Genomic DNA, 16,280 nt, shown 5'->3' with positions numbered 1-16,280 from the left:
CGAGCTGCCATCGCAAACGAGGAGGCTTTATGGGTCGAGCCGGTATCGACCTGTTTATCGAAGACGGTGCCTACACCACGCTTTCCTCTGCCGTGGTCATCCTAGTGGTGCTTACGTTGTTGTTTTCGTCAACCGCGGCGATATGGAGCATGTCGCGTGCCGGGGATATCCAGGTGGCGGCCGATAGCGGCGCGCTGGCGGGTGCCAACGTAGTGTCGTCCTATCACACGGCTGCCACGGTGGTTGATGCGAGCATCTTGAGTCTGGGGCTGGCGGGGTTTGCCACGATCGGGACGGGCCTGGTCGCCATCCTCATCCCGGGTGCCGAGCCGGTTGCCGGCAATATGGTCGACACCGGGATTGGGATCATTAAAACGCGCAACAAGTTTGCCAAAAGCGCATCGGAAGGCTTACAGAAAATCGAGACGGCTCTGCCGTATCTGGTTGCCGCGCGAGCTACACAGGCGGTGTCGGCGCAGGATACCGATAGCGTGAGCTATACCGGTACGGCGCTTGCCGTGCCCAGGACGTCCGAGTCCGATTTCGTTGCGCTCGAGGGGTCCGAGATCTCGCCCGATGCTATTAAAGACACGTCAGATGATTTAGAGCTCGCAGCCAAAAAGTTGAAGGAGGCTTCTGAGGATACGGCGAAAGCAAAAGAGCGCGCCTGGCTTGCGGACTGCGGCGGGTCGGACAAGGGCACGATTGGTAGCCGTTCGTGCATGTGGGAGCGCGCGAAGAAGCTGGCGTCGCTGCCGGGCGAGCTCAACCCACATTACGCATCGAGCGTCACGTGGGAGCCCCAGGTGGCGCTTGACCGAGCGAGAACATATTACCGTCAGCGCTTGGCTAACGAAAAGCCGCTTGGAAGCGGTGTCGAGATGCAGGCGGAGTCTGCCGCTCGAAAGGCGTTCTATCGGTATGCCGGTGAAGAGCTCGGGCGTGCCTCCATCGTGGACGACGGCACGAGCGTCGTCGCGGACCTGCCGCTGCTGCCGCGCAATGCGGACGAGGTCAGGGCGAGCGATCTTTATACCGATGCCGCGTGGCCGACGAGCAGCAATGACGGCAAGACGTACATCCATTATGGAACTGGCTGCCCAAACTATAAAAAGGGAGCGCCGGGAGGACTGTCATCGGTTGCTGACTTTGACGGGAGAGAAGCATGCGACCGCTGCCATTTTGGAGTCAAGACACTGGGTGCCGTCGCCGCTCCTTCTACATCGATCGAAAACGGCTTCGAGTATCACTTTGACAAGTTCAAAGACGCCATGGAAGACTACGCCGAATGCCGCAACAAAGAGCTTGAGCTCGAGCGACAGACCGAAGGCGAGGCAGATCGCGCGGGAAGCGCATTCGATCAGGCCATTCAAGCGCTTTCGGGTGAGCGTCCGCGTATCGCGCCGCCCGGTCGCAACGGCGTGGTCGCCCTTGCGGTTTCGGGCGATATGACCAGCCCCGATCAACTTAACTCCTCGTTTAACACGGCGGTTGAGCTTGGCAGTCGCGGTGCCATCTCTGCCGCGGTGCTGGCGCCCGATGAGGCGACGGCGCAAAACAACGTGCTTTCGCGATTTTTCTCGACATTGAAGGAACGCTCGGGCGGCGTTGCCGGCGTGCTCGACGGCGTCATGGATGTTTGGGGACGGCTGCTCGTAGGATACGGTGATATCCAAGGTTCGGCCGACGAACTTATGGACGAGATGATTAAAGACCTAGGAGGGGGCGGCGGCGCGTTGGGCTCCATCGCATCGTGGCTCGGCGATACCGTTTCGGCGTCCGTGGCGGCGCTGGGTTTGGAACCGTGCGACTTGCGCCTGCGAAAGCCGGTGCTGACCGATTCCGCCAACGTCATTAAGAGTCCGGGGTCTGACATTGCTGGTTTCTCTCAAGCGCAAGACAAGCTGCGAGGTATTCCGTTGGGCGTGACCGATCCCAAGGCGCTTTGCGAGGCGTTGGAATATCAAGTCGAACGCACCATTGGCGGTACGGTGTTCACGCTTGCGGAGATTCCTCTGCCCGGCGGCGGCTCCATCCCACTCACCGTCGATGTCGCCACGCTGGTTGGTGCTCTGGGCGGTGGGTCGTAATGAGTATCCGCATGCGTCTGCGTGAGGAGCGCGCCCAAGCGACGGTGGAGATGGCAGTGGTTACGCCCGTTTTGCTGGTGCTGGCACTCATCGTGTACAACGTCATGATCTTTGCCAGCGCTGTCGCGCGCTTCGACCGCGTGGTGCCCGACATCGTGTTGGCGCACGCCGTGGCGTCGGAGGGGGAGGGCGACGAAAGCTCTGCCGATGCCTCGGCGACGGTTCAGACACAAATTCTGAATGCCATGGAAGGCTATGACTTGCAGATCGAAGTGTCGAGCGAGCAAGGCGCGGAGGCATCGGATGGTGGCCTGCTCTCCCTATCCGGTACGTTTAGGACCTACACCTGCACCATGCACTATGAGCCGTGGCCGACTTCTCTCAGCATCGCTGGCGTTCCGCTGGGGGCGCCGACAACGTTGTCGCACGAGCGCGCGGTGACGGTCGATCCATGGCGTCCGGGGGTGGTCATGTGACCGCGGTCTCGTCCTACATCGCTTACGCGCGGGCACTCAACAGGCTGGGTTGGACGCCGGCCGAGTTTGCGGTGGCGGAGTCGTTCGTCGTGCGCCTGCTCGGCATGCTGGGACGGCGTCCGGTTGCCGCCAACGGCCTGCCGCTCGTCATGGCGTTTCCGCACTGTTCCTCGGTCCACACGTGTTTTATGGCCTATCCCATCGATATCGCCTTTATCGACCGCAACGGCAACATCCTCGCACGCTATGAAAACGTCCGTCCGTGGCGCATGTGCTCTCACCCGTGCGCCTGGGCCGTACTGGAACGTCCCTCAATCCTCGCCTCGCTCCCTGCCCTCCAACAAGTGCCGGCGTAAGAATTGGCGACAGCGGACTTTCGTCATACGAAATTGGGTAAGATGGAGGAGAAGATGCATGGATGTTGAGATCCATCCCAACGCTAAAAAGCACCTGACGGAAAAGCAGGTGCTTAGCGCCTGGCTTGCGGTTACTGAGTGCATTCGTCGCGAGTCGAAGGACGAGCCGCCGAGATGGCTTGCGATTGGATGGCTCCCAGACGGACGAAGCGTGGAGCTTGTCGCGGTCGAGCTTGTCCGTGGGTGGCTTATCATTCATGCCTTGTCTCCAGTCCAGAAGAAATTTTGGCAGAAGATTGAACAGACTCGGCAAAGGGGTCGATGATGGGCAAGACGTATACGGCCGCTAATGGTCAGGTTGTAACGGATGAAATGATTGACGCGTGGTGCAAGTCGTACGAGCGCGGAGAGTTTCCGGATGGCGAACACACCGTTGGTGGGATTGTGCATGGACGGCCCCCACTCTCAGGTGAGGGGACGGCAACGCTGTCGGTCAAGATTCCTCTGGGAATGAAGGAGGCCATTCGTCGACGGGCGGCTGCCGAGGGGATGACGCCAAGTGAGTTTGCCCGTGCGGCTCTGAGTGAAAAACTTCTTGCTGCCGGCTGATGCCCCTGACGTGCCGATTTATAGAACCGAGGCTGTGCTCAAAAACTTTTTTAAAATTCTCGGTTGACCGGAACGCGTCCTTGGTTATACTAATCAAGCCTTGAAACAAGGCACACCTCAAATGGCTGGGTAGCTCAGTTGGTAGAGCAGAGGACTGAAAATCCTCGTGTCAGGGGTTCGATTCCCTTCCCCGCCACCTTGAATTGACTAGGACCCCTGCAAAGGGGTCCTTTTCTTTTATGCAGACCCCACATGGAATCGAACCCCGTGAGGGCGCGGAGCTGAGTAAACGCGTAAGCGTTTGCCAGCGCAGCTCGCAAGGCGCGCAAGCGCCGCAGCGGTCCGTCCGCGCAGCGCGCGGACGCGATTCCCTTCCCCGCCACCTTGAATTGACTAGGACCCCTGCAAAGGGGTCCTTTTCTTTTATGCAGTCCCCTGCGGAAAGCGCATCCCAGACATTCCTCCCGCTTTTGCGTCACTTTTCAGACCATTCGGTCGCCTGCCCGCACGCGCGGGTATACTCAAAACGATACTTTTCCTATGCAATACGATGCGGGCTCGACCTGCACGATCCGAGGGGGGCAGTGATGGAGAGGATACTCGGCGTTAATCTCTCTGGCTGGTTTATTCCCGAGCCTTGGGTGACCCCGTCGCTGTACGCGGCGACCGGTGCATCCAACGCGGCCGAGCTGCAGGAGGCCATGGGCACCGCCGCCTATAACGAGCGCATGCGTCGTCATTACGAGACGTTTGTGAGCGAGGATGATTTTCGCCGTATGGCGCAGATCGGCCTCAACGCCGTGCGCCTGCCGGTGCCTTGGTATGCCTTTGGCTCACAGGAGTCCGATGCCTCCTATATCTCGGTTGTCGACTACATCGACCGCGCGATTGAGTGGGCTGCCAAGTACAACATTCGCGTGCTGCTTGACCTGGCAACTGTGCCCGGTGGTCAGGGCGATTCCAACGATTCGCCCACCACGCCGGAGGCTGTTGCCGAGTGGCATTCGTCCACTAACGGCCGCCATGTCGCACTCGACGTGCTCGAGCGTTTGGCCGATCGCTACGGTGAGGCCGAGAGCCTGCTGGGCATTGAGCTGCTGGACACGCCGCAGATGAGCGTCCGCAAGAGCCTCTTTACCATGACGGATGGCATTCCGGCTCACTACCTGCGCAACTTCTATCGCGATGCTTACGAGCTCGTCCGTTCGTATATGCCCGAGGATAAAATCGTCGTCTTCTCGTCTTCGGGGTATCCCAGCGAGTGGAAGCATTTTATGCGCGGCACCAAGTACAAGAACGTCTACATGGACCTTCACCTGTACCATTACCGTGACGAGTATGCACTCGACATCACGAGCCCCCGCGGGCTGACGACGGCGATTTCGCGTAACAAGCGCGAGCTTAAAGAAGCGATTTCGACGGGGTTCCCCGTGCTGGTGGGCGAATGGTCGGGTGCGGCGATCTTTGCCAACTCGTCGGTTACGCCCGAGGGCCGCAATGCCTACGAGCGCGTGTTCATCGCCAATCAGCTGGCATCGTTTGCGCCGGCTGCCGGTTGGTTCTTCCAAACGTGGAAGACCGAGAAGCGTATTGCGGCATGGGATGCCCGCGCGGCGCTCGGTACGCTCGAGCGCGGCATGATTGAATAGGTTGATATGACGCAAAACAGCGCCCATACGGGCAAACTCTATGTGGTCGGCACACCCATCGGCAACTTGGGAGACCTGTCCCCGCGCGTTGGCGAGGCGTTTGCCGCCGCCGATGCCATCTGCTGCGAAGACACGCGTGTGACGTCAAAGCTGCTAATGCACCTGGGTATCTCCAAGCCGCTTGTCCGTTGCGACGAGAATGTGATCGCCAGCCGCGCCGCCGGCCTGGTCGACCGTCTGCTGGCGGGGGAAACCCTCGCCTTTGCCTCGGACGCCGGCATGCCGAGCGTGTCCGATCCCGGCCAGGCGCTGGTCGAGGCAGCGCGTGAGGCCGATGTACCCGTCGAAGTTATCCCCGGGCCCTCTGCTTGCGTCACGGCGCTCGTTTCGTCCGGCATTCCCTGCGAGCAATTTTTCTTCGAGGGCTTTTTGGGCCGCAAGCACGGTGACCGCGTGCGCCGTCTGCAGCGCCTTGCCGTGGTGCCCGGCGCGCTCATCTTCTACGAGTCTCCACATCGCATCGTGGCGACGCTCGAGGCTGTGGCCGAGGTCTTTCCCCAGCGTGAGGTTGCCGTCTGCCGCGAACTCACCAAGCTACATGAGGAGGTCTTGCGTGGGCCCGCCGCCCAGCTTGCCGAGGAGCTGCGTGCTCGTGGCGAGGTAAAGGGCGAGATTGCGCTGGTCATCGCGCCGCCGAGTGAGGACGAGGAGGCCGGCATCGTGCCGGCTGGCGCTGCGGCGGCAGATCCCGACGAGGCCCTGCGCGAGGATATCCGCGCCGCGCTCGAGGAGGGGGAGCCCGCTTCTGCGGTGGCCAAGCGCCTGTCTCAGAAGTATTCGCGCCGCAAGCGCGATGTCTATGCCATGGTGCTCGATATGCAATAGATGGAGGATATCCAGCCCTTGCGCTAGAATCATCCCCTGTATGCAACGTTTTTCTGGAGGACTAACCCCATGGATCAAAGCAAGCCTTCGTTCTTTATCACGACGCCCATCTACTACGTCAACGCCGATCCGCACCTGGGCACGGCTTATTCCACCATCATCGCCGACGTCCAGGCTCGTTATCGCCGCTCTGCCGGCTACAACGTCAAGTTCCTGACCGGCATGGACGAGCATGGCGAGAAGGTCGCCGAGGCCGCAGCCAAGCACAACATGACGCCGCAGGAGTGGACCGACAGCCAGGCTCCGCACTTCAAGGAGTTGTGGAGCAAGCTCGAGATCTCCAACGACGACTTCATCCGCACCACCGAGCCGCGCCAGCATCATGCTGTACAGTACCTGTGGGAGCGCATGAAGGAGTCCGGCTACCTGTATAAGGGCAGCTATGATGGTTGGTATTGCGTGCCCGACGAGACCTACTTCACCGATACGCAGGTCCAGAAGGGTGACGAGGAGTACGGCAGCGTCGGTCAGCACCTGTGCCCCGATTGCCACCGTCCGCTTGAGCGCGTGCAGGAGGAGTCTTACTTCTTTAAGCTTTCCGCCTTCCAGGACAAGCTGCTCAAGCTCTATGACGAGCACCCCGACTTTGTTGAGCCTGCGTTCCGCATGAACGAGGTGCGCAGCTTTGTCGAGGGCGGCCTCAACGATCTTTCCGTGAGCCGCACGAGCTTTGACTGGGGCATTCAGGTTCCGTTTGATGAGGGCCACGTGACCTACGTGTGGTTCGACGCCCTGCTCAACTATATGACGGCTGTCGGCTACGGTGTCGACACCGACGAGGCCCGTGCCGAGCTGGCCTATCGCTGGCCCGCGCAGTTCCACATCGTGGGCAAGGACATCATCCGCTTCCACTGCGTCATTTGGCCCGCCATGCTCATGGCCATCGGCGAGGCCCTGCCCGAGCATGTCTTTGCCCACGGCTTCCTGACCGTGCGCAACGCCGAGACCGGCAAGGCCGAGAAGATGTCCAAGAGCCGCGGCAACGCCATCGCTCCGCAGGACGTCATCGACATGCTGGGTGTCGAGGGCTATCGCTATTACTTCATGACCGACGTGGTGCCCGGCACCGACGGCGCCATCAGCTTCGATCGCATGGAGCAGGTCTACAACGCCGACCTGGCCAACAGCTGGGGCAACCTTATCTCGCGTTCGCTCAACATGAGCGGCAAGTACTTTGACGGCTGCGCGCCCGCCAAGCCCGCATCGTTCGATGCGTTCGACAACCCGCTGGCAAAGATTGCCGATGGCCTGGTTGAGCGCTATATGGCCAAGATGGACGTGCTCGATTACGGTGGAGCCAAGGACGAGGTCATGGAGCTCATCCACGCCGCCAACCATTACATCGAGGACTCCGAGCCTTGGGCGCTTGCCAAGGACGAGGCCAAGGCTGACGAGCTCGCGTTTGTGATCTACAACCTGCTCGAAGCCATCCGCATCGCCGCCCACCTGCTGATGCCGCTCATGCCTCAGACTTCTGCCGAGGCTCTGCGCCGTCTGTCCTGCGAGGACGAGGCCGCAAGCGACGATCTCAAGGGTATTTGCGCTTGGGGTCTGCTTGCCGGCGGCGCTCCCGTCGAGAAGGGCGAGCCGCTGTTCCCGCGTCTGGGTTAAGACGCCGCGCGCCATATCGGCAATTCGCAGTTTAGGTGTAAGGGCATGGCCGCAACGGTCCATGCCCTTTTGTTTCAAGACGTCGCCACCATGCTAAGGAGGCAACTATGACAACTTCGCCTTTGGCAAACCCCACGGCAACAAGGGAGCTGCTGGAGGAGTTTGGCCTTGCGACCAAGCATCGCCTGGGCCAGAACTTTCTAATCGACAACCATGTGATTGAGCGTATCTGCGAGCTTGCCGAGCTTGCAGGTGACGAGCGCGTACTCGAGGTGGGTCCGGGTGTTGGCACGCTCACGCTTGCGCTGCTGCAGGAGGCTGCGTGCGTCACGTCGATCGAGGCCGATCCCGAGCTCGAGCCGGTGCTCGATGCCCATGCTGCCGACTATGCCAACTTCCGCTTTATTATGGGCGATGCGCTCAAGGTGGGCCCGGAGCAGATTGAGCAGGCTGCTGGCGGCGAGCCCACGGTATTTGTCGCGAACTTGCCCTATAACGTGGCGGCGACGATCATTTTGCAATTTTTCCAGACGATGCCGGCGCTCAAGCGTGCCGTCGTCATGGTGCAAAAGGAGGTTGCCGATCGCATTGCCGCGACGCCGGGCAATAAGACCTATGGCGGCTATACGGCAAAGCTCGGCCTGTATACGCAGGTGACGGGTCGCTTTGAGGTGCCGCCGCGCTGCTTTATGCCGGCGCCGCATGTGGACTCAGCCGTCGTGCGCATCGACCGCGTTGACGGCGTGGTGCCCGAGGGGCTCGATTGCGAGTTTGTGGCCCGCGTGATCGACGCCGCATTTGCTCAGCGTCGCAAGACTATCCGCAATTCCATGAGCGCCAACGGCTTTGCCAAGGACGTGCTCGATGCCGCCTTTGAGGTTTGCGGTATCGCGCCGGCCACGCGAGCCGAGACACTCGATGTTGCCGACTTTGTCCGTCTGGCCCAGGAGCTCATCCATGATGCCTAATGCCGAACGTGTGACGTTTACCAAGAAAAAGAAAACGGTCGCCTGTCCGGAGCCCTTGGCGCCGCTCGCTGATACTCATGCGCACCTGCTTTCGTTTTGGGGCAAGGAAGTGCCCGAGACGCTCGTGCGCTCTAAAGCCGCGGGCGTCGACCTGTTGGTGACGATCTTCGACCCCATTGCCGATAAGCGCAGTGTGGCGGACTATAGCGACTGGCTAACGCGTGAGATTCTGCCAATGCAGAATATTCCGCAGATTAAATATCTTGCCGGCGTGCATCCGTATGGCGCGCCGGACTATACCGACGACGTTCACGCACAGGTCGTTGCCGCACTCGATGACCCCTTATGCGCCGGTATTGGCGAAATCGGCCTGGACTACCACATGGACTATGACGACGATATCGCGCCGGCGCCCCATAACGTGCAGATTGACTGCATGGCGCGCCAGCTCGAGCTTGCCGTGTGCCGTAACGTGCCGGTGGAGCTGCATCTGCGTCACGAGGACACGGACCAGGAGCGTACCTCGCACGTGGACGCCTACAACGTGCTTCGTGAGGTGGGCGTGCCCCAGGCCGGTTGTGTGCTGCACTGCTTTGGCGAGGACCGCGCCACGATGGAGCGCTTTGTGGGTTTGGGCTGCTATATCGCCTATGGCGGCGCGGCCACCTTTAAGCGCAACGATGACGTGCGCGAGGCATTTGCGGCGACCCCGCTCGATCGCATTTTGTTCGAGACGGATTGCCCGTATATGGCGCCGGAGCCCATTCGAGGTCTTGAGTGCGAGCCGGCAATGATTTCAATCACGGCAAACACGCTGGTCAACGACCGTGTCGATCGCACTGGTGAGGACGCCGAAACAATCGCGCAAGCCGCTTGGGAAAATGCTTGCAAACTTTTTCAAAAATAGTTCTTGCGTTCACGGTGGCGCTCCGTTATTCTAATTCCTGCACGCGGGCGTGGCGGAATTGGCAGACGCGTACGGTTCAGGTCCGTATGGGGGCAACCCCATGAAGGTTCAAGTCCTTTCGCCCGCACCATTGAATGAAAGAGCTCCCAGCAATGGGAGCTTTTTTGTTATGTGCTCATCGCGGGGACTTGAACCTGCGAAGGAGCGAACGTTAAGAAAACGCGGAGTGTTTTTAGCGAGCTGGCGAGTCCGCCGGCAGGCGGCCGAAGCCGGTGCGGATCCGCGCAGCGGATACGCGGATGTCCTTTCGCCCGCACCATTGAATGAAAGAGCTCCCAGCAATGGGAGCTTTTTTGTTACGGGCCGTTTTTGGCAGATTTGACCTATCGATTTCGCGCGGTAGATGCCCCTGCGGTCAAAAAGTGGCAAATATGAGTACTGGCACGAAAATAGAGACATTTCACGAAGCCATTTTTGCTCATTTTACGCAACAGATGTACGCTAATTTGACTCAATCATGAGACGAAATGAAGTAATTTCGATAGACTTCGGGTTCAAAGAGGCGATTTTGACCCAAATACGCTGTTACTAAACTGGTAACAGTACTCATATTTGGTCTTTTTTGACCACGGGTCCTCTTGTTGGTGTCACACAGCTGCTTCGTGCGGGTATCCTAGTCCCAACGTGTGCCTATCAGAGGAGAGACCATGCTGTTTTCCGGTATCATCGCCGCCCTTACCAGCCTTTTGATTCCCATCATCATCCTGTTGCTGCTGCTGCCCAGCGCCTGCTATGTCGTTGAACAGCAGCATGCTGTGATCATCGAACGCTTAGGCAAGTTCAACCGCATCGTCAACGCGGGCTTCCACATGAAGGTGCCCGTAGTCGACCGTAAAGCTGCCACGGTGAGCCTGCGCACGATGAAAAACGGTTTTGGTATCGACGTTAAGACTCAGGACAATGTGACTATCGGCCTCGAGGTCTCGGCTCAATATCACGTGAGCTATGACATGGGTGCTGGCCCGGCGGATTCGGGCATCTACAAGAGCTACTATATGCTGCAGGAGCCCGTCGACCAGATGCGTGACTTCATCACCGACGCCCTGCGCTCTTCGATTCCCGTCTACACACTCGATGAGGTCTTTGCCAAGAAGGATGACATCGCCAAGGATGTTAACGCTACCGTTTCCGAGCAGATGGCTGCCTACGGCTTCACCCTCGTGTCGACGCTCATTACCAAGATCGCACTGCCGACTGAGGTCGAGAACTCTATGAACGACATCAACGCCGCCCAGCGCAAGCGCGCTGCGGCACAGGAGCTCGCCGAGGCCGACCGCATCAAGCGCGTCACCGAGGCGACCGCCGAAGCCGAGGCCATGGAAAAGGCGGGCGAGGGCATCGCCAACCAGCGCAAGGCGATCGCTCTGGGCATTAAGGACTCGCTCGAGATTATCCAGGAGACAGGTGTTGGCAACGATGAGGCCAACCAACTGTTCATGTTTACGCAGTGGTCCGAGATGATGACGGAGTTTGCTCGCATGGGTAAAACCTCGACGGTCGTGCTGCCGAGCGACTTCTCGCAGTCGGCCTCTATGTTCGAGCAGATGCTGACCGCCGGCAAAGTTCAAAACGGTTCGAAGGAGTAGGCACGCGTGAAATACACCGTCGTTTGTGTTGGCAAGCTCAAAGAGCGCTTTTGGAAGGACGCGTGTGCCGAGTACACCAAGCGCCTGGGCGCCTATGCCAAGGTGGATATCCGCGAGGTGGCCGATATCGACCCTGCCAAGGCGGGCGGCGTGGATGCCGCGCGTGACAAGGAGGGGGCGGCGATTCTTGCTGCCTTGCCGTCTCGAGCGCATGTGATCCTGCTGGCTATCGAGGGCAAGGAGCGTTCGAGTGAGGAGCTCTCGGCGAGGCTCGACGATCTTATGCTGCGAGGCAGTAGCGACATTGCCTTTGTAATCGGCGGTTCGGACGGCGTGAGCGATGACGTGCGCGCACGAGCCGACGAGATGCTCAGCTTTGGACGTATTACCTTGCCGCATAACCTGGCGCGTGTAGTGCTGCTAGAGCAGATTTACCGTGCCTGCAAGATCAGCCGTGGCGAGCCGTATCACAAATAGGTCGGCAATACGAAACAGTGACGTGGGACAATACCTTTCGTTTTGAGGAATGTGTCTGAGAGGACTATGTGATATGAAGATCGGATTTGTCGGTTTTGGCAATATGGCGAGCGCCATGGCCGATGGCTGGATTGCCGCCGGTGTGACTGCGAGCGACATGTGCGCCTGCGCGGGCCGCTACGACGCCTTGGTTGAGCGCTGCGAGGCGCGTGGGATGGTCGCCTGCCATGATGCGGCGGAGGTTGTCGCCGCATCTGATATCGTGGTTGCTGCGGTCAAGCCGTACATGATCGAGAAGGTCTTCGCTCCGCTCAAGGACATTCTTGCCGACAAGGTTGTCCTTTCGGTCGCCTGGACTTGGGACAGCGCCAAGTGGGAACAGGTCCTGCCGGGTGTCGCGCACATCTCGACGGTGCCCAACACGCCGGTTTCAGTGGGCGAGGGCGTTATCGCCTGCGAGAAGTCCTCTACGCTCAACGACGAGCAACGTGCTGTTGTGCTCGACCTGCTCGGTAAGCTTGGCGCCGTCGTCGAGCTCGACACGAGCCTGCTGTTTGTGGGCGGTACCGTGGGCGGTTGCGCACCGGCATTTGTCGCCATGGCGATTGAGGCCTTGGGCGATGCGGCCGTCAAGCACGGTATCCCGCGCGCCGATGCCTACCGCATCGTGAGCCAGATGGTGCTGGGTACGGCAAAACTGCAGCTTGTAGGCGGCCAGCATCCTGCGGCGATGAAGGATGCCGTATGCTCGCCCGGCGGCGCCACCATCAAGGGCGTCGTCGCGCTCGAGGACGCCGGCATGCGCAGCGCCCTGGTCAAGGCCATCGACGCCACCCTCCAGTAAACCTGCCATTTAGGGACAGGTTTATTTTGGCAGGTTTTTCCTGCGGTTTTGTCCTTTTAGCGAAAAGCGCCCCGCAACTGGCTCAATTCCAGTTGCGGGGCGCTTGCGTTTGCCCAGATAAAACCGACCATAATAAACCTGTCCCTTTTTGGTCGGTTAGTCCCAGAAGCCGTCTTCTTCGTCCTCGGATTTGGGGCCGCGGTCGACATACATCTTATGGGTGCGCTTCTCCATTACAAAGGCAAGAATCGCAAACAGCAGGATGCCGCCGGCGAAAAGGATGGCAAAACCGGTGCGGGTGCCAAACAAAAAGGAAAAAACTGCGTCCATTGGGTGCCTTCTTGCGTAGTTGAGTTGGGTCGTAAACGCTCATAAGTATATACTTGCCCATACATGTACAAGGTTGCAACCTAAATGGAATGTATATCGCCGGAGGATCTAATGCTTGATATCAAGTTTGTTCGCGAGAACCCCGATGCCATCGATGTCGCCATGGCTAACCGCCAGACATCTTGGGATCGCGAGAAGTTCTTTGAGCTCGACGACGAGCGCCGTGCCGTCATCACCGAGGTCGAGGAGCTCCAGGCTACGCGCAACGCCGAGTCCAAGAAGATCGGCGCCCTGATGAAGGAGGGCAAGAAGGACGAGGCAGAGGCCGCCAAGGAGGCCGTGCGCGCCGTCAACGAGAAGATTGACGGTCTGGCCGAGCGCCGAGGCGCTCTCGAGCAGGAGCAGTATGACTTCATGGCTCACCTGCCCAACATCCCTTGTGAGGCCACGCCGTACGGCAAGGACGAGGACGAGAACATTGAGCGCCGTCGTTGGGGCACCCCGCGCGAGTTCGACTTCGACTTTAAGCCGCACTGGGATCTGGGCACCGATCTGGACATCCTCGACTTCGAGCGCGGCAACAAGCTCTCCGGCAGCCGTTTTACCGTTCTCGGTGGCGCCGGCGCCCGTCTTGAGCGCGCCCTCATCAACTTCTTCTTGGACACGCACACGAGTCGTGGCTTCAAGGAGTGGTGGCCGCCCATCGTCGTCAAGCGTCAGACCATGTTCGGTACGGGGCAGCTGCCCAAGTTCGAGGACGACGCTTATCACGTCTCGGGCGACAACTTCCTGATCCCTACCGCCGAGGTTGTGCTCACCAACCTGCACGCCGGCGAGGTTCTCGACGCCGACACCCTGCCGCGCCGCTACACCGCCTTCACCCCCTGCTTTCGCGAGGAGGCCGGTTCCGCCGGTCGCGACACCCGCGGCATCATCCGTCAGCACGAGTTCGACAAGGTCGAGATGGTCAAGTTCGCTAAGCCGGAGGAGTCCGACGAGGAGCTCGAGAGCATGACCGCCGAGGCCGAGTACCTGCTGCAGCAGCTGGGCCTTCCGTATCGCGTGATTAGCCTGTGCACCGGCGACTTGGGCTTCTCTGCCCGTCAGACCTACGACGTCGAGGTCTGGCTGCCGAGCTACAACGCCTACAAGGAGATCAGCTCCTGCTCCAACTGCGGTGACTTCCAGGCTCGCCGCGCCAACATCAAGTATCGTGACCCCGAGAACTTCAAGGGTTCGCTCTACCTGCACACTCTCAACGGTTCCGGCCTGCCGGCCGGCCGCACCATGGCCGCCATTCTGGAGAACTACCAGAACGCCGACGGCACCATTACGATCCCCGAGGTTCTGCGTCCTTACATGGGCGGTCTCGAGAAGATCGAGCCGGTCGCGTAACTTGGCTGCATAGGGGATATGCAAGGGCGCTCCTTCGGGGGCGCCCTATTTCGTGCGCAGGTCCATACCATGCCGTGCGGACAGCTCAATAGAAAACACACGAACAACTGTTCTGTATACAGCCATCTACCTGCTATGCTTTTGCTAAATAAGAGCGAGAGAAAGGGGACGCGATGGAGCTGTTTGATGATCGGGTGGTTTTGTTTGAGAGCGACGAGGGCGGGGAGTACCTGCTTGTAACGTGTGAGCCGTCTGGCATGGGTGGCCTGGTGGTTCGACAGACGAGCGAGGGTCCGTTGACCCAATGGTGCTTTGAGGAGTCGCCGCATGTGGTCGAGACCTTTGTGACGCATGAGGGACTTGTGGCCCTGGAGCATTTCTATGGGGTCCGGACATCTAACCAGGCTGCGCGCATGCTGAGCATCTCGTTTGCCGATTATGATTGTGCCCAGCGGGTGAGATCGCTCCTGAGGGAACTTGATGCTAAGTTTGACGTGATCGAAAAGCCAATCGATCGTACGGGGAACGGTGGTATATGCGGAGCAGCGTGACAAAACTGCGTTCCACAAAAAAGTTTGAGATTGTGCTTGACTCCAATAAGCTAAAGTGGTTTTATATGTCTTGCGCTGCGGCGTTACCTCAGCTGGATAGAGGGTCTGACTACGAATCAGAACGTCATAGGTTCGAATCCTATACGCCGCACCAATTGAAATTGAAAGCCTCCGGTGACGGGGGCTTTTCTTTTAGGCGGACGCCGCATGGATTCGAACCTCGGTCGAGGCGCGAGCGTCTTAATCATCATTTCGTAAAATTTTTCCAAATTGTCGCTTGACCCATCGAGGGGTCACGTGCATAATAATCCGTGCGTTGCGGCGTTACCTCAGCTGGATAGAGGGTCTGACTACGAATCAGAACGTCATAGGTTCGAATCCTATACGCCGCACCAATTGACTTTAAAGCTCCCGGCAACGGGGGCTTTTCCTTTACGGGGGCAGTGCGGAGATTCGAACCTCGGTCGAGGCGCGAGCGTCTTTATCATCCTTTCGTAAAATTTTTCCAAATTGTCGCTTGACCCATCGAGGGGGCACGTGCATAATAATCCGTGCGTTGCGGCGTTACCTCAGCTGGATAGAGGGTCTGACTACGAATCAGAACGTCATAGGTTCGAATCCTATACGCCGCACCAATTGACTTTAAAGCTCCCGGCAACGGGGGCTTTTCCTTTACGGGGGCATTGCGGAGATTCGAACCTCGGTCGAGGCGCGAGCGTTAAGAAAACGCGGAGCGTTTTTAGCGAGCGGGCGAGTCCGCCGGCAGGCGGGCGAAGCCGGTGCGGATCCGCGCAGCGGATGCGCGGAATCCTATACGCCGCACCAATTGACTTTAAAGCTCCCGGCAACGGGAGCTTTTCTTATATCGCGATGCGTCGAAGATCGCATCAAGGGGTCAAAATGAGTAAAAATCAAATTCAATAACTTTTTTTGAAAAACGCTTGACGATTATTCAGTCCATGTGCATAATAATTAACAAGTCGCGGCGTTACCTCAGCTGGATAGAGGGTCTGACTACGAATCAGAACGTCATAGGTTCGAATCCTATACGCCGCACCATTTGAGATTAAAGCTCCCGGCAACGGGGGCTTTTCTTTTACGTAAACACCGCATGGATTCGAACCTCGGTCGAGGCTCGGGCGTAAAGAAAACGCGGAGCGTTTTTAGCCCGCGGGCGAGCACGCCGGCGGGCGGGCGAAGCCGGTGCGGATCCGCGCAGCGGATGCGCGGAATCCTATACGCCGCACCATTTGAGATTAAAGCTCCCGGCAACGGGGCTTTTCTTTTACGTAAACACCGCATGGATTCGAACCTCGGTCGAGGCTCGGGCGTAAAGAAAACGCGGAGCGTTTTTAGCCCGCGGGCGAGCACGCCGGCGGGCGGGCGAAGCCGGTGCGGATCCGCGCAGCGGATGCGCGGAATCCTA

Annotated in this window: 16 protein-coding genes and 6 tRNA genes; 21 read left to right on the top strand and 1 reads right to left on the bottom strand. The window is 59.1% G+C overall.

What is annotated here, in order from left to right:
• The first annotated feature begins 29 nt into the window (after positions 1-29).
• From DW123_RS02565 to proC, 15 genes are all read left to right on the top strand, one after another.
• Positions 30-2,090, top strand: coding sequence for a hypothetical protein (locus DW123_RS02565; RefSeq protein ID WP_118273093.1), 2,061 nt, complete (start codon positions 30-32; stop codon positions 2,088-2,090).
• Positions 2,090-2,566, top strand: coding sequence for a TadE/TadG family type IV pilus assembly protein (locus DW123_RS02560; protein WP_055285913.1), 477 nt, complete (start codon positions 2,090-2,092; stop codon positions 2,564-2,566). Before DW123_RS02565 ends, DW123_RS02560 begins: the two co-directional genes overlap by 1 nt.
• Positions 2,563-2,922 (top strand): DUF192 domain-containing protein, encoded by a 360-nt coding sequence (locus DW123_RS02555; RefSeq protein ID WP_233502120.1) that lies wholly within the window; start codon positions 2,563-2,565, stop codon positions 2,920-2,922. Before DW123_RS02560 ends, DW123_RS02555 begins: the two co-directional genes overlap by 4 nt.
• 58 nt (positions 2,923-2,980) lie before the next feature.
• A complete protein-coding gene (locus tag DW123_RS02550) occupies positions 2,981-3,247 on the top strand; it encodes a hypothetical protein (protein WP_117734706.1) in 267 nt (88 codons plus the stop codon).
• Positions 3,247-3,531 carry a ribbon-helix-helix domain-containing protein gene (locus DW123_RS02545; RefSeq protein WP_117634287.1) on the top strand — a complete coding sequence of 95 codons (285 nt, stop codon included), beginning with the start codon at positions 3,247-3,249 and terminating at the stop codon, positions 3,529-3,531. The genes DW123_RS02550 and DW123_RS02545 overlap by 1 nt, the downstream gene beginning before the upstream one ends.
• 123 nt (positions 3,532-3,654) lie before the next feature.
• A tRNA-Phe gene (locus DW123_RS02540) sits at positions 3,655-3,727 on the top strand.
• A gap of 391 nt (positions 3,728-4,118) precedes the next feature.
• Positions 4,119-5,180: a glycoside hydrolase family 5 protein gene (locus DW123_RS02535; protein WP_117634285.1), complete on the top strand. Its 1,062-nt coding sequence runs from the start codon at positions 4,119-4,121 to the stop codon at positions 5,178-5,180.
• 6 nt (positions 5,181-5,186) lie between these two features.
• A complete protein-coding gene (rsmI, locus tag DW123_RS02530) occupies positions 5,187-6,065 on the top strand; it encodes a 16S rRNA (cytidine(1402)-2'-O)-methyltransferase (RefSeq protein WP_117634283.1) in 879 nt (292 codons plus the stop codon).
• A 69-nt stretch (positions 6,066-6,134) separates the two neighbouring features.
• A complete protein-coding gene (gene metG, locus DW123_RS02525; protein WP_118273092.1) occupies positions 6,135-7,736 on the top strand; it encodes a methionine--tRNA ligase in 1,602 nt (533 codons plus the stop codon).
• 107 nt (positions 7,737-7,843) lie between these two features.
• Positions 7,844-8,704, top strand: a complete 861-nt coding sequence (gene rsmA / locus DW123_RS02520; RefSeq protein ID WP_118098035.1) for a 16S rRNA (adenine(1518)-N(6)/adenine(1519)-N(6))-dimethyltransferase RsmA — start codon at positions 7,844-7,846, stop codon at positions 8,702-8,704.
• Positions 8,694-9,611, top strand: a complete 918-nt coding sequence (locus tag DW123_RS02515) for a TatD family hydrolase (protein WP_118273091.1) — start codon at positions 8,694-8,696, stop codon at positions 9,609-9,611. The genes rsmA and DW123_RS02515 overlap by 11 nt, the downstream gene beginning before the upstream one ends.
• A 43-nt stretch (positions 9,612-9,654) precedes the next feature.
• Positions 9,655-9,741, top strand: a tRNA-Leu gene (locus DW123_RS02510).
• Between the two features lie 577 nt (positions 9,742-10,318).
• On the top strand, positions 10,319-11,257 hold the full coding sequence (locus tag DW123_RS02505; RefSeq protein WP_117794003.1) for an SPFH domain-containing protein: 939 nt from the start codon (positions 10,319-10,321) through the stop codon (positions 11,255-11,257).
• A gap of 6 nt (positions 11,258-11,263) precedes the next feature.
• On the top strand, positions 11,264-11,734 hold the full coding sequence (gene rlmH / locus DW123_RS02500; protein WP_022094530.1) for a 23S rRNA (pseudouridine(1915)-N(3))-methyltransferase RlmH: 471 nt from the start codon (positions 11,264-11,266) through the stop codon (positions 11,732-11,734).
• Between the two features lie 73 nt (positions 11,735-11,807).
• Positions 11,808-12,578, top strand: coding sequence for a pyrroline-5-carboxylate reductase (proC, locus tag DW123_RS02495; RefSeq protein ID WP_117634270.1), 771 nt, complete (start codon positions 11,808-11,810; stop codon positions 12,576-12,578).
• A 156-nt stretch (positions 12,579-12,734) separates the two neighbouring features.
• On the opposite strand, the gene DW123_RS09635 is transcribed toward proC, so the two are convergent.
• Positions 12,735-12,908, bottom strand: a complete 174-nt coding sequence (locus tag DW123_RS09635) for a DUF6724 family protein (RefSeq protein ID WP_171025133.1) — start codon at positions 12,906-12,908, stop codon at positions 12,735-12,737.
• A gap of 111 nt (positions 12,909-13,019) precedes the next feature.
• On the opposite strand from DW123_RS09635, the gene serS reads away from it, so the two are divergent.
• The 6 genes from serS to DW123_RS02465 all read left to right on the top strand — a co-directional run bounded on the left by serS (position 13,020) and on the right by DW123_RS02465 (position 15,913).
• The gene (serS, locus tag DW123_RS02490; RefSeq protein WP_118273090.1) at positions 13,020-14,303 is read left to right on the top strand and encodes a serine--tRNA ligase; all 1,284 of its coding nucleotides are present in this window, start codon (positions 13,020-13,022) and stop codon (positions 14,301-14,303) included.
• Positions 14,304-14,476: 173 nt separating this feature from the next.
• Positions 14,477-14,854 (top strand): hypothetical protein, encoded by a 378-nt coding sequence (locus tag DW123_RS02485; RefSeq protein ID WP_117734697.1) that lies wholly within the window; start codon positions 14,477-14,479, stop codon positions 14,852-14,854.
• Positions 14,855-14,931: 77 nt separating this feature from the next.
• Positions 14,932-15,008, top strand: a tRNA-Arg gene (locus DW123_RS02480).
• A gap of 164 nt (positions 15,009-15,172) precedes the next feature.
• Positions 15,173-15,249, top strand: a tRNA-Arg gene (locus tag DW123_RS02475).
• 163 nt (positions 15,250-15,412) lie between these two features.
• Positions 15,413-15,489 (top strand) — tRNA-Arg (locus tag DW123_RS02470).
• A 347-nt stretch (positions 15,490-15,836) separates the two neighbouring features.
• A tRNA-Arg gene (locus tag DW123_RS02465) sits at positions 15,837-15,913 on the top strand.
• Positions 15,914-16,280 lie beyond the last annotated feature (367 nt).

This window comes from Collinsella sp. AM10-26, from assembly GCF_003472525.1.
Lineage (GTDB): Bacteria > Actinomycetota > Coriobacteriia > Coriobacteriales > Coriobacteriaceae > Collinsella.
The sequence above is the reverse complement of the archived record's forward strand: the minus strand, read 5'-3'. Positions and strand labels throughout refer to the sequence as shown.

Bases quoted from the DNA above. Each gene is read 5' to 3' on its own strand.
- DW123_RS02565 (WP_118273093.1), top strand. From the start codon at position 30: ATGGGTCGAGCCGGTATCGACCTGTTTATCGAAGACGGTGCCTACACC.
- DW123_RS02560 (WP_055285913.1), top strand. From the start codon at position 2,090: ATGAGTATCCGCATGCGTCTGCGTGAGGAGCGCGCCCAAGCGACGGTG.
- DW123_RS02550 (WP_117734706.1), top strand. From the start codon at position 2,981: ATGGATGTTGAGATCCATCCCAACGCTAAAAAGCACCTGACGGAAAAG.
- DW123_RS02545 (WP_117634287.1), top strand. From the start codon at position 3,247: ATGGGCAAGACGTATACGGCCGCTAATGGTCAGGTTGTAACGGATGAA.
- DW123_RS02535 (WP_117634285.1), top strand. From the start codon at position 4,119: ATGGAGAGGATACTCGGCGTTAATCTCTCTGGCTGGTTTATTCCCGAG.
- rsmI (WP_117634283.1), top strand. From the start codon at position 5,187: ATGACGCAAAACAGCGCCCATACGGGCAAACTCTATGTGGTCGGCACA.
- metG (WP_118273092.1), top strand. From the start codon at position 6,135: ATGGATCAAAGCAAGCCTTCGTTCTTTATCACGACGCCCATCTACTAC.
- rsmA (WP_118098035.1), top strand. From the start codon at position 7,844: ATGACAACTTCGCCTTTGGCAAACCCCACGGCAACAAGGGAGCTGCTG.
- DW123_RS02515 (WP_118273091.1), top strand. From the start codon at position 8,694: ATGATGCCTAATGCCGAACGTGTGACGTTTACCAAGAAAAAGAAAACG.
- DW123_RS02505 (WP_117794003.1), top strand. From the start codon at position 10,319: ATGCTGTTTTCCGGTATCATCGCCGCCCTTACCAGCCTTTTGATTCCC.
- proC (WP_117634270.1), top strand. From the start codon at position 11,808: ATGAAGATCGGATTTGTCGGTTTTGGCAATATGGCGAGCGCCATGGCC.
- DW123_RS09635 (WP_171025133.1), bottom strand. From the start codon at position 12,908: ATGGACGCAGTTTTTTCCTTTTTGTTTGGCACCCGCACCGGTTTTGCC.
- serS (WP_118273090.1), top strand. From the start codon at position 13,020: ATGCTTGATATCAAGTTTGTTCGCGAGAACCCCGATGCCATCGATGTC.
- DW123_RS02485 (WP_117734697.1), top strand. From the start codon at position 14,477: ATGGAGCTGTTTGATGATCGGGTGGTTTTGTTTGAGAGCGACGAGGGC.